A 13,617-nucleotide genomic window follows, 5' to 3' on the forward strand; every position below is an offset into this window, starting at 1 on the left:
GGCGTTTCACTCAGGATAGTGAAGCTTAATCCAACCATCACGTAACGAGTAAAGCCCCTGAGATTTCAGGTAATCCAGAGATAAAGCCTGATTGATCCCTGGGGTCTTAGCGCTACGCCATGGGCCTTTGCTGGTAATGCCACACGCGACTGCGGCCTGGACATGAACACCTAGCCTCATCAAGTTTCTTACCTTGGTTCGTGGCTTTCGCCAAACACTAACAAGACACTCACTCTATAAAAAATCAATAATTCATCATCCATTCGATATTTCGCTCTCAATAACGTGAAAAAGAGTAAGTCAACAGGCCATTACTTGGTTCCTGTTGGAGTCTGATAGACATTTTGTAAGGTTGACGAAAAATCCGTCAGTTCGAGATCGTCATGAATCCTCAGGCGCAAGCCTGATCATCTTGATAGGTAAGGGGGCGTTAGAAACCCGTTATTAGGCTGACAATAACTCCCTGCAACGTTGCAACCCTCTATGCCGTTGGTAACCCAGTGTCTGATAAGCCTCTTTCATCTTGTCTTCATCACCAACAAAGTGTTGAAAGTGTTTTTCGAAGTCTTGGGTGAGTGTCTTCCATTGGCATGGCGTTAGTGCGAGTCGTTGCAATATCGGTGGCAGGTTGTGATCGATAACGCCGCGTTTGTCATCACGAGATATCTTGCCGGTCCAATCGACCAGCGCCAGGTAATCGTTGAGTTCATAGGGGAGCCCGTCTGGCATATCCTGCCGTGGATTGCCGGCAAACGGCAGCATGTGCCGGGGTTGATGAGGTCGTTCAGTTGGTTGAGCACATTTGATTCGCGCTTTGACGGAGGTGTGATCAGAGGTTTCCGGCGTATCGGCTATGCCCGCGCGGATCGGGTTGAGATCCACATAGACCATACAGGCTGCCAGTGCCTTTTCATCGAGCAAGGCTTGGGATTTGAATCGCCCTTCCCAGAAGCGGCCGGTACAGTTATCTTCGTGATTGGCCTTGCGTGCGATGTGCTCATTCAGGTTACGCATGAACCAGCTGATACTGTAGAGCCTCTCCCTCCAGATTTTCACCACGCTGTCGAGTTGTTGCTGTTCGGCAGGCCCCAGCGGTTGCCCAGCGATAAACCGTTGGGATAGATGATTGCCTGCATATAGCAGGTGCCAGCGTTCGATCACCTGTTGCTTACTCCAGGATTTGGCCAGTCGCTCATTAACTCGCAGGACGGTATGAGTGTGGTTCGACATCACTGCATAGGCACATAACTCGATGGCAAATGCTTCAACCAGTTTGATCAGCCGGTCTTCAACCCATTGGCGTCGATGTTCGTAACTGATACCGGTGTGATGATCGTCTCCACATAAGAAACTGCGACGGACACAGCGGGAAACGCAATGATAGTAGGGGGTAGCGTCGAGGGCAATCAGCGTTTTTCGGGCTTTGGGCATGAGACAACTCCTTGTAAGACTGTTTACATTCCTTGTAAATGAGACTGGTTAAATATCCAGTATTTAGAGAGTGCTGTCAACTTATAATATGGGTGTCTTGTTTAATCGTTTTTCTATACCCTCGTTAAATGCCGGTTATGAGCATATCAATAGCATCCATAATTTCGTACCTGTAGCTCTCAAGAGAAGTAACTTCAGCCTTCAATATAGACCTCGGCACCGATGTCATTTGATGGGCCAAAAGTATAAAGCTTCCTTCGTCTAGGTTGATAATGGGGCAAAGTTTTTTTGCGTTCGTGTTATTTACTGCTGAACCTGGCGAAAGGGGAATTACTAAACGGGAGTTTAGGTCTTTGAGTAAGTCGCTTTGTACATTAACAAAATATGGGTAAGTTTTTCGAGAACTTCTGTCTTCGTTTTTATATAGAGTAAATTGTGTCATTAGAAGTCTCGAAAAGAGTCTGAAAATAATCCATTTTTATCGGCTAACTCGTTTAAGGCTTGAATTGCTTCTTTGTTCTCTTCTACCCAAAGTTCTCTTTCAGCGTTTCTTACTTGTATAGTTAAGGCTTGCTCAAGGGTCGCAGAAAGGTTAATTTTAAGGCCGCGAGCCTTATTAAGAAGATCGCTATTGATGCTTAAATTAGTTGCTTTTTTAGGTGCATTTTCATTGAAGGCTTGTTGCATAATGTTGGCTCCACACAATTTATGCGCAATCGGGATGCGCATTTGTATTTTAGTGGACAGCAAATCATTTAACAAGAAAATGTTGCTACTAACAAGACACTCACTCTATAAAAAGTCAATAATTCATCATCCATTCAATATTTCGCTCTCAATAACGTGAAAAAGAGTAAGTCAACAGGCCATTACTCGGTTCCTGTTGGAGTCTGATAGACATGTTGTAGGGTTGACGAAAAATCCGTCAGTTCGAGATCGTCATGAATCCTCAGGCGAAAGCCTGGAAACAGGTTATCAGGCTGACAATAACTCCCTACAACTGTTAATATGGATGTCTTGTTTAATCTGTTTATTTCATACACGGCCTGAGTACAAGTTTCTCAAAAAAATGGCTTCACGTGTTTATGAAAGTACAATGTTTGGTCAAAAATATATGAGTTACGAGCTATTGGTGCCTCATGCCTAATCGGGTAGCCGAGGGGCTCTAACCCTCAGACCCCACAACACCCTGTATGCGGCTTCCTCCACCATTACCAAGACACTCACTCTATATACTCAACACCACTACCAAGACACTCACTTTATATATTACCAAGACACTCACTCTATATACTCATCAGGCTGACAATAACTCCCTACAACTGTTAATATGGATGTCTTGTTTAATCCACCATTACCAAGACACTCACTCTATATACTCCACAACACCCTGTATGCGGCTTCCTCCACCACTACCAAGACTCTCACTTTATATAGTGCTCATTCTATATAGTCTATATAGTGGCGTTAGGTGATAAGGATGGTCATTACAAGCCTGATAACATATAATTCCACATATATTATGTAGAGGCGATACTTATGGGACAAGTCACAATATATTTAGAAGACTCAATTGAGCAAAAAATGACTGAGGCAGCAAAATCAGCACATTTGTCAAAGAGCAAATGGATTGCTCAGGTTATTAGTGAAAGAGTGAAAACCGAATGGCCTCAGTCAGTAGCTGATATGGCAGGTTCTTGGAGTGATTTTCCCAGTATTGATGAACTTCGTCATTCTGAAGCGAATGACGCCGAACGAGAACAATTTTAATGTATGTACTCGACACCAATACCCTTATATACTTTTTTAAAGGTATGGGTAATGTTAATCAAAGGTTATTATCCGTTTTACCGAAAGACATTGGCATCCCTTCTGTCGTCGTTTATGAACTTGAATACGGTATAGCAAAATCAACTTCCCCCAATAAACGACAAAAGCAATTAGAAGAACTAATTTCTCTGGTTAACGTTCTTCCTTTTAATGAGCAAGAAGCAAAAAACTCTGCAAATATTCGAGCAAAGTTAGAAAAGCAGGGAGCCCCTATTGGTCCTTATGATACGCTAATTGCCGGTACTGCTTTATCTGTAAACGGTATACTTGTTACTAATAACACCAAAGAATTTGAAAGAGTTAAGCACCTTAAATTAGAAAATTGGTATTAATAACAAACACCTAATTGGGTAGCCGAGGGTATCTAACCCTCAGCCCCAACAACACCCTGCATGCTGCTTCCTCCAGACCGTTCCTCACGGATTGGCCCTTGCCATTCGCTAGTAGTTATCGTTAAATCGTTTAAGATTGACTTAGCGGTGATCTTCCTACAGAGGACTTTCACCTCATTATTTAATGCCTATGTCGGGCGTACACAAACCAATGCAGCCGACCGCTAAAGCCTTGGCGGATTGAGGCGTTTGGCGAAATAAGCTTGTCGCTCATTTAAGGAGACTAGAGATGTTGAACAAAAAGGAATTTGTTATTGTTGTTTTGGTACCGCTTTTCACAGCAATCGTTGGTGCGGCGGCTGGCGCTTACTTCAACAACAGCTTCGCATTAGCAGCGGCTCCTGAGCGAACGGATATCGGTACTAAAAATTTACTCGGGCTGATCGCGGAACTGAAGGCCAAAGTGACCCAATCGAATGCCCCTGAAGAAGTGAAGGATCTTCTCTCGAAGGCCGAGAATCAAGCCCGGGCGCTTGAGACAAATCTAAGTCGAGTAAGGTCAACGCCCGAAGATGTCTCACTCGAAGCAGATTTCTGGATTTCCGTGGGAGAAGGAGGAACCCTAGGAGGCACTACTCCATTCGGCCTTCAGAAGTCTTGGAGCAAAGGCGTTTACGTGCGAGTTGCGGTCGCAGGCGAGGTGTTCAACCTTACAGCTGGCGTACCATTGAAATACCTGAACTTGAAGGGAGAGTCCTGTTCGCTTTCCTACGTGAAGGAATGGAAGAGTGAGTCTGGTGCGCTGTATGGTTTCAAAACGGTCTGCGTTAAAAATTGAGTAAGCAAAACCAATAGCCCCTAACCAGTTGCAGCACAGGACACCTAATAAGTGTAAATTATTCGCGTGATTAACTGATTGACGTGGTCAAGCAAAATTGTACAACCCAGTTAAGCAACTTTTCTTAATTCAACCATTTCTTTTTCAAACTGTACCGGACTTCTATAATCGAGGTACGAATGCCGTCGCTCGTTGTTATAAAACACTGAGATATATTTCAGAATATCCTGTTGAGCCTCATGCCTTGTTTGATAGTTTTTCCAATGCACTCGTTCCTGCTTTAAGGTGCCAAAGAAGCTTTCAACAACGGCATTGTCCCAACAATCTCCACGCTTACTCATACTGCCTTTAAAGTCATGCAAGTTCAGCAGCTTTCTAAAATCCCTGCTGGCATACTGAGAGCCACGGTCTGAGTGGTGTATCAAGCCAGCTTTAGGTCGACGCTGCCAAACTGCCATCTTGAGCGCATCACAAACCATTTGAGCTTTCATGCGCGAACTCATACTCCATCCAACAACTTTTCTAGAATACAGGTCAATCACCACAGCCAAATACAACCAGCCTTCTTGCGTCCAGACATACGTGATGTCAGAAGCATAAACCTGGTCAGGCTGTTCAACAGAAAATTCACGATCAAGAAGATTGTCGAATACCGGCTGTTTATGATTACTGTTTGTCGTTACCTTGTATTTTTTCTTGTGTTTAACTTTTACACCTGCCTCTTTCATTAGCTTACGGGTTTTATTTCGGCCAACCGGGTAACCCAGAACATTTAATGCTGTTTTCATTCTGCGATAGCCGTATGTATCATCACTTGATTTGGCTATATCTTGGACCCACTCAATCATCTCCGAGTGAATCGGATCATCAGGTTTATTGTCTTGACGCTTTAAATGGCTGTAATAACCTGAGCGTGTTACACCCAATTGCTGACACATAATGCCAACGGGCCACACCTTTTTATGCTGGGTGATGAAAGCGTATTTTACTTTGCTTCCGTGGCAAAAAAGGTGGCCGCTTTTTTTAAGATATCGCGCTCCATCTTTAGCCGTTTGTTTTCTTCTCTTAGGCGGCGAAGCTCTTCTTGTTCAGGAGTAAGCTTCCCATTACCACGAAATGCATGACCGTCATCATTTTCATGCTCTTTAATCCAACGTCCAAGCACATTTGGATTAATGCCAAGGTTTCGTGCCGCTTCCGCCTTCGAATAGCCTTGCTCAGTTACCAGGCTAATCGCATCCAATTTAAACTCTTTTGAATAATTTTTTCTTACAGCCATTTTACACTCCAGTTTTGAGGATTATCTCTTAACTGGTGTGTACAAATCTATTAGATCACGTCAGATAGAGCAATGGAATAATCAGATGGACTATTTCTTTTTAGACTGTTTTACGAGCAAAGGGAACTCACTTAGAACTGTTGATAATACGGATCCTTTCCCCGGAATTACGACAAGGATGTTACGAAAAGGGAAGGTGCTAGATGTTCCTGAGGATGCGGTTGCCCAATTCTATTTTGATAAAAAGCCTCTAGGTATAATTCCTGAACTGTTTGGTTCTCCGACGTTTCTTATGACGCCGAAACTTTTTTCGGCATTGAAGGAGTGTGGTGTAGATAATATTCAAGCCTGGTCTGCAAAAATTAATGACCTAGAGACGGGTGAAAGTTTTGATTATATATTAGGCAATATAATAGGCATTGTGGATATTATCGATAATTCTGCTTCAGATATTTCACCTTGCTCGCCAACCCATACGGCAATGCTCTATAAAAAAGGTCTTTAATGGGAATGTTTCAACGAATCTTCATTTGTTTCGTCCACTGAACAAAAGAACCGCAATGGTAGTATCATCGAATATTCGTGATCATCTAGAAAAATCAGGAATGTTTCCCTACATTTCTTTCCATAGTCCGGAAAATTATGCCTAATTGTATTTTTAATATATTGATTCCTATGATTTTAGCGTTACGCCACGGCCCCTTAACGGTAATGCCACACGCAGCAGCCTGTACCGGGTAGATCACAAAAGAGAAACCGTATGAAGGACTATTATAAATTCGAATCTAGCAACTATGTGAATTATGGAATTGTAAATTCTCCCAAGCTTGGTGAGAGTAGTATAATGCAAGGACGGTATATTGACCCAGAAAAACTACCTGAGTTAGTTTTCGAGCACAGCTTCCCAACAGGCGAAGCAATCCCGCACTTCCTTACTGGCGGAACAGTGCTCGCGTCTAAAAGGCTAATTGATGTCATATCAAATATAGGTGTAGATAATTATCAAGCGTTCCCTGTTGTTCTGATAAACACTGAGTCCAGAGAAGTTAGGAAAGATTATTATTTATTTAATGTACTTGGTTTGTTGAGTGCAACGGACACGGACTCATCAAAATACGATGAGATTATGAAAGGTGATGGGGAATTACCGTTAGTAGCTTTTAAAGAGATGGTGATTGATAGTAAAAAAATTCATGGGCAGAAAATGTTCCGCCTTGCAGAAGAGCCGATATCGCTAATTGTTGATCAAGATATCGTTGCTGCATTGAAGACCAACAAACCTGATGAAGGTTGGGGTGTTGTTGTAGAAGAGATTGACGTTGTATGAAATATAATCGGGTACCGACGGAGGCCTAACCTAACCCGTTGCTCTCCACGAAATTAAGCATGCGGCCCTCAGTGGACGTTTTGCTCAGCGAATGACGGAATGAGTCCAGTTGAGTTTGAAGAAAACGCAGTGCTTGATGCATAGATAGGGTATCTACTATTTGTGAGGAACATCAGGTTGTTAATGTTAAAGAGGCCCCTGTTCAAGGGGGTGAAATTTACGGTCTTTTAGCCGGAAATTTTTGTTTCTGATGAAGGACTCTCATAACCCGTATCACGGTATTGTCAGTCCAGTAGGATACGATCATTGATATTTCTGGAATGACTAGCAAGCGGCCTTGAATGCCACCGCGTTGCACGCCCATTAAAGGCTGCTGATGTAGGTTTTCAACTTTTTCCTCGATGATTTTATCTGTTTTCTCTGCTGCTATTGGATTAAAGTCATAAAGAAATTCGAATATCCTTTCGCGGTCGTTTAGAGACTCTTCCTCCCAATAAATCACTAATTAACACCTTTCACGTATTTTGGCTTTGCGCTCTGACATACTGGATTTCGCGTGTTCATGCTCAACAAAAGTTGATCTGTTGGTCTGAAACTTTTCAAAAGCCAAATTAACTTGTTCAGTCAGCCAAGCATCATGAGAAGTGGCTTTACGCTGTTGATCTGCTAGTTGTTCTGTAAGTTCTCGACATGCATCACTAAGTGTGCGCCCTTGGCTTTCTGTCCTTTGTTGGGCTAGGCGCTTAGTTTCTTCATCAATTCGAAATTGAACTCTAGTATCCATAATAAAGACCATATATATGATTGTGTGTACAAATGTTAGCACTTAATAACTATTAAGTGTATTCATCATCGAGAACGAAAGGGCTTGTAGGCTGAACCGTTCCTGCAAAGCTTGGCGGCCCAAGTTCAAGTCCTAAAGCTACCATCAACGCTATATGTTGTTGGGCTCTACTTGATGTAGATTTTACTCGCTATACGCTCGTGCCATTGCTAGATCTTGAGCTTCCATTTATGCTGAAAGATGATTTGATCGAATATAAAGCTACTCTTTTGCCTCCTGTGGACATTGAGGATATTAGCGCTATGCTAGGTTTTCGGTTCTAGAAACGTGCGGTGAAGATATGTCCATTGAACAAAAGATTGTAGCATGGGATGGGAAATCGTCTGCTGATATTAAGGCCGTATATGATACGCACCACACGGAAACTAATTTCGCCGATAGAATTATAGATCTGTCATGTTCGAAGGCCTGCGAAAAAGGAGCCACTTGGTTGATAAAGGCATGGCTTGAATCCGGAAATGGGTTTGGGCAATCCCATATCGATAGAGTATATGAATCTCTCAACCAGTTGGAATACTGGGAGGCCAAATTGCATGTGCTTCAGTGTATCCCTTTTATGCCCATCCCCGAGGCTGAAATTAAAAATCTACACCATTTTTTACAACGTGCGCTTACTGACCGGAATAAATTCGTGAGAGCCTGGTCATACAATGGGTTTTATGAATTAAGTAGACAGTATCCAGAATATTTGAATGAGACTAAGCAACACTTTGAGATGGCTATGCGTGATGAGGCTCCTTCTGTAAAAGCCCGGATTCGAAATATTATGAAGAAAGGGTTCTAGCAATGTGCTCTCTCATCAAATGAAGGCTCACTTTATAATCTCCACCAAATTTACTCTGAACTTAGGATGATAAAAGATAACAAGAGTCAGATAGAGGCTATGTATCGTTGGATAAATTATAATCTGGATTTTACCAATATCATTCCAGACTCTCTTGAAAAAGCATTGGAAGGCATAAAGCAAGACGAAGCTCCGGGTCAACTCGGTGAAAGCATTAAGCTGAGTCAACGACAAATTGAGCGCCTTTTTCAGCTCTGGCTAGGAATGACGCCAAAACACTATCAGCGTATTTTAAGAATTAAGAAAACAATCAATTTTTTGCGGCAAAATAGAAGCGCAAATCTGGCGGATGTAGCTCAACAGTTTGGCTTCAGTGATCAGGCTCATATGACCAGAGAGTTCCGGGCGATCGCATCCAATACGCCAGGGCGAGTATAAAGTTGGTTGGTTAACGCCTGCCAGCTCCGGGGCGCGTAAATGCTCTTAACATCAGCATAGATGCAAAGCACCAAAACCTTATTGGCGGGAGATTACGCTAAGAAAGGAGGGGCAAATGGACTATATCACCACTGATATCAGCGTATGTACGGATAATCGGTTTGATAAAATAGTGCGCAAAGCTTAAAGATGCCCCCTCAAAAGACAATGTTATTCCCGGACAGGACAAACAACAGGTTCGCAATGACCCGCAGGTGTTGAGGTTAGGCTAGCAGAGCGGATTTCTTGTAATGTTGCCATGTATTGGGGTGAGCCATTTGAAAGGGTGACGGTACATTGTGCGGCTAAAATCGCTGCGTCTTTGCAGTACTGAGCCAGCATGGCATACGCTAGATTATTCCAGCCTTCGGGCTCGTAAGGGAACTTGCTTGTGAGCTGCTTAAACGCTTTTCCTGCCTCGTCATAACGTGCCAGAGCATAATGGGCATTGCCGAGCCCTAACAGTGCAATACGGTTATTCGGCCAACGTTTTAGTGCAGCCTCATAAGCACTTTGTGCGGTACCAAACTGCGCTATTGCTTCCAATGACTGTGCGGCTTTTAAATATTTAAGCGGCTCTGCCGTTTCGGGCAATTGAGAGGGTGGCAGAATAACCAGCCCCCAGTAGCTGCCTCTTTCCCAGGTGTGTTCAAAGGTTGAAATTGGCATTGTAAGATTTTGAGTCGTGCCAGACCGTAATGTAATGGTTGATTCTTCCATGTCGTAACCAGCAACCACAGCATAATGCCATTTGGGAATTAGTTGGATACCGAGATTCTGTAACACCAGTACGGGGTTGCCTCCATCAATTTCTTTAAACAAGTCTATTAGTGAAGGGGCGAGTGGATAGGCAATTAAACCGCGTTTTCGAGTCGCTGCGGTTAATTCTACTTGCAGGCTACCCTCTCGCTTTGGCAGGTATACTTCATCTTTAAGCTCGTCAGGCGTAATGTTTAATCCGCGGTAATTAAACACAGTTGCCAGCGCTGCAGGGCCGCATTGAAATCGCTGTTGCGGAAAGAATGGCACATTCGCGATGGACGCAGACGTTACACTATCGGCTGTTTTTTCTCTGTAGAGCTGTTGCGTAAGGTGCGGCGTTGAACAGCCAACGGATAAACTGAGCAAAAGGGTGCACGCTAGGTAGCGCACCCCTTTCAGAGCCTTATCTATCATCGTAATTAATTAATAGGCTTGATAGCCGGGAATATGTTAGTTGTACCCAGCAGGTCTAAAACAATCAGTATTAGGAAGACCAAAATGACGAGACCAACAATGCTATCACCACCCGCTGGCAACTGCTCGAACTCAGCATTAAACTGAGCCAACTCCTCATCAGTCATGTTACTGACGCGTTGTTTAACCAGCTCCGGGTCAACTCCCATATCGACCATGATTGACTCGGCTTGTGATTCACTCAGCCTGTCTAAAACAAATTCACGGTCTAGCTGATTTTGCTCAGTAGAAATAACTGTTGCTGTCGAAACCATCTTGGCATTTGCAACGCTGACTTGCATTCCAACAAGGAATATTGCGCACATCATTACCGAAGAAACAAAACGTCTGAAAGCAAGAATACTATGCATAGATACCTCGTTAGTTATTATAAAGTGAATTACGTTGTCTGGCTTAGTCTATCACCATTTACTCATCGTTTTACGTATACAGTGTTTTGAATATACAGTGTTTTGAATACCAAGGAAAAAGTCGAGCGTTGCGTTACTCTTGGTAAAATTCAAGGCCCTTCGTAGTAGCGTCAATGTATTCCCTTGTCTATATTATCAAGAGATGTGTCCGCAAGGGCGCTTAATATATTGGCAGGAGAGCAGCTGCCTCGAATCTGTTGAACCGAGGCGACCATCATGAGGTGCGTTGTTTAAACAGTGCTCTAGCGGCTCACTTAACGGTTTCGATCACGAATAACCAGTAAGCGTAATTCGGTCATATCTTCCATTGCGAAACGAACGCCTTCTCGACCTTTGCCAGAATCTTTTACGCCGCCATAGGGCATGTTATCGACTCGCCAGCTGGGAACATCACCAATAACGATGCCGCCCACGTCCAGGGTATCCCACGCCTTGTTAATTTTATAAATATCACGGGTAAAAATACCGGTTTGTAAGCCGAACCTACTGTTGTTAACCGCTTGCAGTGCGAGGTCGAAGTCAGCGAATTGAGTTAGTATCGCAGCTGGGCCAAAGGCCTCTTCTGTATTTATGCTTGCATCTTCAGGAACATTTTCCAGCACTGTTGCTTCGAGCATGGCTCCTTCTTGTTTGCCGCCTGTAAGGAGTTCGGCTCCGGCAGCAAGTGCATCATCGATCCAGCCTTTAAGGCGGCTCGCTTCTGAAGCTGAAATCATAGGCCCAATAAACGTATTTTCATCTTTAGGGTCGCCCATTTGTAGCTTTTCGACCTTAGCGACAAACTCATGTTTGAATTTATCGTAAACCGCATGGTGAATCATAATACGCTGCACCCCCACACAGCTTTGGCCTGACTGATAGAACGCGCCAAAAATAATCCGTTCGATAGCATCTTCCAAATCACCGGGGTTATCCATTATATCCTGGTCAACTATACAGGCGGCGTTACCGCCAAGCTCCAGCACTACCGATTTTTTTCCTGCCCGTTTTTTTAGCTCCCAGCCCACATCGGGTGAGCCGGTAAAACTGAGAAGTTTTAATCGCTCATCTACGGTAAACAAGTCTGCGCCGTCTCGGTTACAGGGCAGTATGGAAAACGCGCCTTTTGGTAACGAGGTTTCGGCTAACACTTCTCCAATTATTAACGCACCAATAGGCGTCCGGCTAGCCGGTTTTAGAACAAATGGGCAGCCAACCGCCAGAGCAGGAGCGATTTTGTGTGCCACCAGATTCAAGGGAAAGTTAAATGGAGAGATAAAAGAGCAGGGGCCGATCGGTACACGTTTGTACATGCCACTGTAGCCTCGGGCTCTGGGCGTTATTTCAAGGTTAATGACTTCACCGTTCATGCGAACTGATTCTTCAGCTGCAACTCGAAAGGTATCGATAAGGCGAGTAACTTCACCACGCGCATCTTTGATAGGTTTACCCGCTTCGATACAAAGCGTCGTGGCCAGCTCTTCGAAGCGCTCCTGAAACCGGCTGACACAATGGTTAAGAATGTCCTGTCGCTCGTAAGGCGCCAATTGTCGGAGGGCTTCCTGGCTGTTCTCTGCTGCTGCAATCGCATTATCTATGACCTTGGCATCTGCCAGTGCGACAGTGGTCGCGACATCGCCGGAGTATTTGTCGGTAACCTCAAGCTCTTGATTAGCATAAACCGCTTTATTTGCTAAATAGTAAGGGTAACTCTTCTTAAGCATTGGGCTATCTCCATATACCGAATATACTGGCAGCAACATGGCATTTTAGTTACTTATTGCATTCAGCAAGACTTGTAACCATGCCTTTAATTAATTCTGGATAGTGCTGGTTGCCAGTTTTGATACTAGCACCCAAAGGGTCCATCACGCCAATCGCTATAATGCTTGACCCTTCGAATACGTTTTCTACCAAGCCTGGATCATATTGAGGCTCTGCAAATACGCAATTCACGCCGAGTTTTTTAACCGTATCGCGAATTTCTGTAATGCGAGCAGGGCTCGGATCTTCAGCATCTCCCAAAGAAATTGATCCTACTGCTTCGACGCCGAACCGTCTTTCGAAATACTGGTAAGCATCGTGAAATACGATGAACTTCAATTCTCCGAGGTTATCAACGCTACTGCGAGTTTGTACGATAAGGCGATCCAATTGAGCAATCGCTTTCTGCGCGTTGGCGTCATAGGTCATGGCATTTTTGGGGTCTTGTGCCGACAAGGCCTTTTTGATTTCGTTAATCCAGCTCTTGGCATTTTCGGGGTCTAACCAGGCATGCGGGTCAACACCCTTATGGTCATCATGGTGTTCGTTGTGACCGTCTTGATGGTCTTCTTCTTGATCATGCGAGCTGAAGAGAGATAGGAATTGATCAATTAGTCCGGGGTTATGGTCATCATGGTCATCTTGATGTTCATCTTTCTCATGGTGTACGTGTTCTTCAAAGGTCGCGCCTTCACGAAATTCATGAGTGGTGGTGGATTCAAGATCCAACATGCTAACTTTCTGAGCTGAACTTGCAACATTATTCATTGCCTTATCCAACCAGGGCGTTAACGGTTCACCTATCCAAAATACAATCTTGGAGTTTGCCAATGCATCCGCTTGAGAAGGACGCAACGAGTAGTAATGTGGAGATGCTTCGGGAGGAATGATTAGCTCCGGTTGACCAACGCCTTCCATTACCTGGCCGACTAATGAGTGTAAGGGAGCGATGTCGACAGCTACCTTAGGTGCTTCCGCAAGTACATTGAGGGGGAAACCTAAACTAAATAAAGTACAGGCAAGAATTTTTTTCCGCATGAGGGGCTCCAGAAATAGTTGGATGATTAGCTACCTATAAATTGGGTA

At 44.0% G+C, this 13,617-nt stretch carries 17 protein-coding genes and 1 pseudogene; 7 read left to right on the plus strand and 11 right to left on the minus strand.

The features are described from left to right. Nucleotides 1–6: 6 nt before the first annotated feature. The 4 genes and pseudogenes from MY523_RS07050 to MY523_RS07065 all read right to left on the minus strand — a co-directional run. Nucleotides 7–228 (minus strand): annotated as a pseudogene (locus tag MY523_RS07050) (group II intron reverse transcriptase/maturase); the annotation flags it as partial. A gap of 216 nt (nt 229–444) precedes the next feature. Then, entirely contained in the window at nt 445–1,431 is a 987-nt protein-coding gene (locus MY523_RS07055; protein ID WP_250658082.1) for a transposase, read from the minus strand. A 124-nt stretch (nt 1,432–1,555) separates the two neighbouring features. After that, nucleotides 1,556–1,873 carry a CcdB family protein gene (locus tag MY523_RS07060; RefSeq protein WP_250658083.1) on the minus strand — a complete coding sequence of 106 codons (318 nt, stop codon included), beginning with the start codon at nt 1,871–1,873 and terminating at the stop codon, nt 1,556–1,558. After that, nucleotides 1,873–2,118, minus strand: coding sequence for a type II toxin-antitoxin system CcdA family antitoxin (locus MY523_RS07065; RefSeq protein ID WP_250658084.1), 246 nt, complete (start codon nt 2,116–2,118; stop codon nt 1,873–1,875). The genes MY523_RS07060 and MY523_RS07065 overlap by 1 nt, the downstream gene beginning before the upstream one ends. A gap of 852 nt (nt 2,119–2,970) precedes the next feature. Between MY523_RS07065 and MY523_RS07070 the strand changes: the two genes are divergently transcribed. The 3 genes from MY523_RS07070 to MY523_RS07080 all read left to right on the plus strand — a co-directional run bounded on the left by MY523_RS07070 (nt 2,971) and on the right by MY523_RS07080 (nt 4,431). Then, nucleotides 2,971–3,201 (plus strand): hypothetical protein, encoded by a 231-nt coding sequence (locus MY523_RS07070; protein ID WP_250658085.1) that lies wholly within the window; start codon nt 2,971–2,973, stop codon nt 3,199–3,201. Next, entirely contained in the window at nt 3,201–3,593 is a 393-nt protein-coding gene (gene vapC, locus MY523_RS07075) for a type II toxin-antitoxin system tRNA(fMet)-specific endonuclease VapC (RefSeq protein ID WP_250658086.1), read from the plus strand. The genes MY523_RS07070 and vapC overlap by 1 nt, the downstream gene beginning before the upstream one ends. A 289-nt stretch (nt 3,594–3,882) precedes the next feature. Beyond that, nucleotides 3,883–4,431, plus strand: coding sequence for a hypothetical protein (locus MY523_RS07080; protein WP_250658087.1), 549 nt, complete (start codon nt 3,883–3,885; stop codon nt 4,429–4,431). 110 nt (nt 4,432–4,541) lie between these two features. On the opposite strand, the gene MY523_RS07085 is transcribed toward MY523_RS07080, so the two are convergent. Further along, nucleotides 4,542–5,710 (minus strand): IS3 family transposase gene (locus MY523_RS07085; protein WP_250658088.1). Its coding sequence is split into 2 segments (ribosomal slippage): nt 4,542–5,449 and nt 5,449–5,710, totalling 1,170 coding nucleotides; the frame shifts between segments, so codons are not numbered across the junction. An 85-nt stretch (nt 5,711–5,795) separates the two neighbouring features. Here MY523_RS07085 and MY523_RS07090 point away from each other — a divergent pair. Next, on the plus strand, nt 5,796–6,215 hold the full coding sequence (locus MY523_RS07090) for a hypothetical protein (RefSeq protein ID WP_250658089.1): 420 nt from the start codon (nt 5,796–5,798) through the stop codon (nt 6,213–6,215). Nucleotides 6,216–6,554: 339 nt separating this feature from the next. Then, the gene (locus MY523_RS07095) at nt 6,555–7,037 is read left to right on the plus strand and encodes an imm11 family protein (RefSeq protein WP_250658090.1); all 483 of its coding nucleotides are present in this window, start codon (nt 6,555–6,557) and stop codon (nt 7,035–7,037) included. Between the two features lie 217 nt (nt 7,038–7,254). On the opposite strand, the gene MY523_RS07100 is transcribed toward MY523_RS07095, so the two are convergent. Continuing rightward, nucleotides 7,255–7,539 (minus strand): type II toxin-antitoxin system RelE/ParE family toxin, encoded by a 285-nt coding sequence (locus tag MY523_RS07100; RefSeq protein ID WP_250658091.1) that lies wholly within the window; start codon nt 7,537–7,539, stop codon nt 7,255–7,257. Nucleotides 7,540–7,542: 3 nt separating this feature from the next. Then, nucleotides 7,543–7,821 (minus strand): type II toxin-antitoxin system RelB/DinJ family antitoxin, encoded by a 279-nt coding sequence (locus tag MY523_RS07105; RefSeq protein WP_250658092.1) that lies wholly within the window; start codon nt 7,819–7,821, stop codon nt 7,543–7,545. 340 nt (nt 7,822–8,161) lie between these two features. Here MY523_RS07105 and MY523_RS07110 point away from each other — a divergent pair, with 340 nt between their 5' ends. Beyond that, entirely contained in the window at nt 8,162–8,665 is a 504-nt protein-coding gene (locus MY523_RS07110) for a hypothetical protein (protein WP_250658093.1), read from the plus strand. Between the two features lie 66 nt (nt 8,666–8,731). Beyond that, entirely contained in the window at nt 8,732–9,103 is a 372-nt protein-coding gene (locus tag MY523_RS07115; RefSeq protein WP_250658094.1) for a helix-turn-helix domain-containing protein, read from the plus strand. A 210-nt stretch (nt 9,104–9,313) separates the two neighbouring features. On the opposite strand, the gene MY523_RS07120 is transcribed toward MY523_RS07115, so the two are convergent. The 4 genes from MY523_RS07120 to MY523_RS07135 all read right to left on the minus strand — a co-directional run bounded on the left by MY523_RS07120 (nt 9,314) and on the right by MY523_RS07135 (nt 13,569). Then, on the minus strand, nt 9,314–10,270 hold the full coding sequence (locus MY523_RS07120; RefSeq protein ID WP_250658095.1) for a PA2778 family cysteine peptidase: 957 nt from the start codon (nt 10,268–10,270) through the stop codon (nt 9,314–9,316). A 53-nt stretch (nt 10,271–10,323) separates the two neighbouring features. After that, a complete protein-coding gene (locus MY523_RS07125; RefSeq protein ID WP_250658096.1) occupies nt 10,324–10,728 on the minus strand; it encodes a PA2779 family protein in 405 nt (134 codons plus the stop codon). A gap of 314 nt (nt 10,729–11,042) precedes the next feature. Next, on the minus strand, nt 11,043–12,491 hold the full coding sequence (locus MY523_RS07130; RefSeq protein ID WP_250658097.1) for an aldehyde dehydrogenase family protein: 1,449 nt from the start codon (nt 12,489–12,491) through the stop codon (nt 11,043–11,045). Between the two features lie 49 nt (nt 12,492–12,540). Next, entirely contained in the window at nt 12,541–13,569 is a 1,029-nt protein-coding gene (locus tag MY523_RS07135; RefSeq protein WP_250658098.1) for a zinc ABC transporter substrate-binding protein, read from the minus strand. Between the last annotated feature and the right edge of the window lie 48 nt (nt 13,570–13,617).

It is taken from the genome of Alkalimarinus coralli, assembly GCF_023650515.1.
GTDB lineage: Bacteria > Pseudomonadota > Gammaproteobacteria > Pseudomonadales > Oleiphilaceae > Alkalimarinus > Alkalimarinus coralli.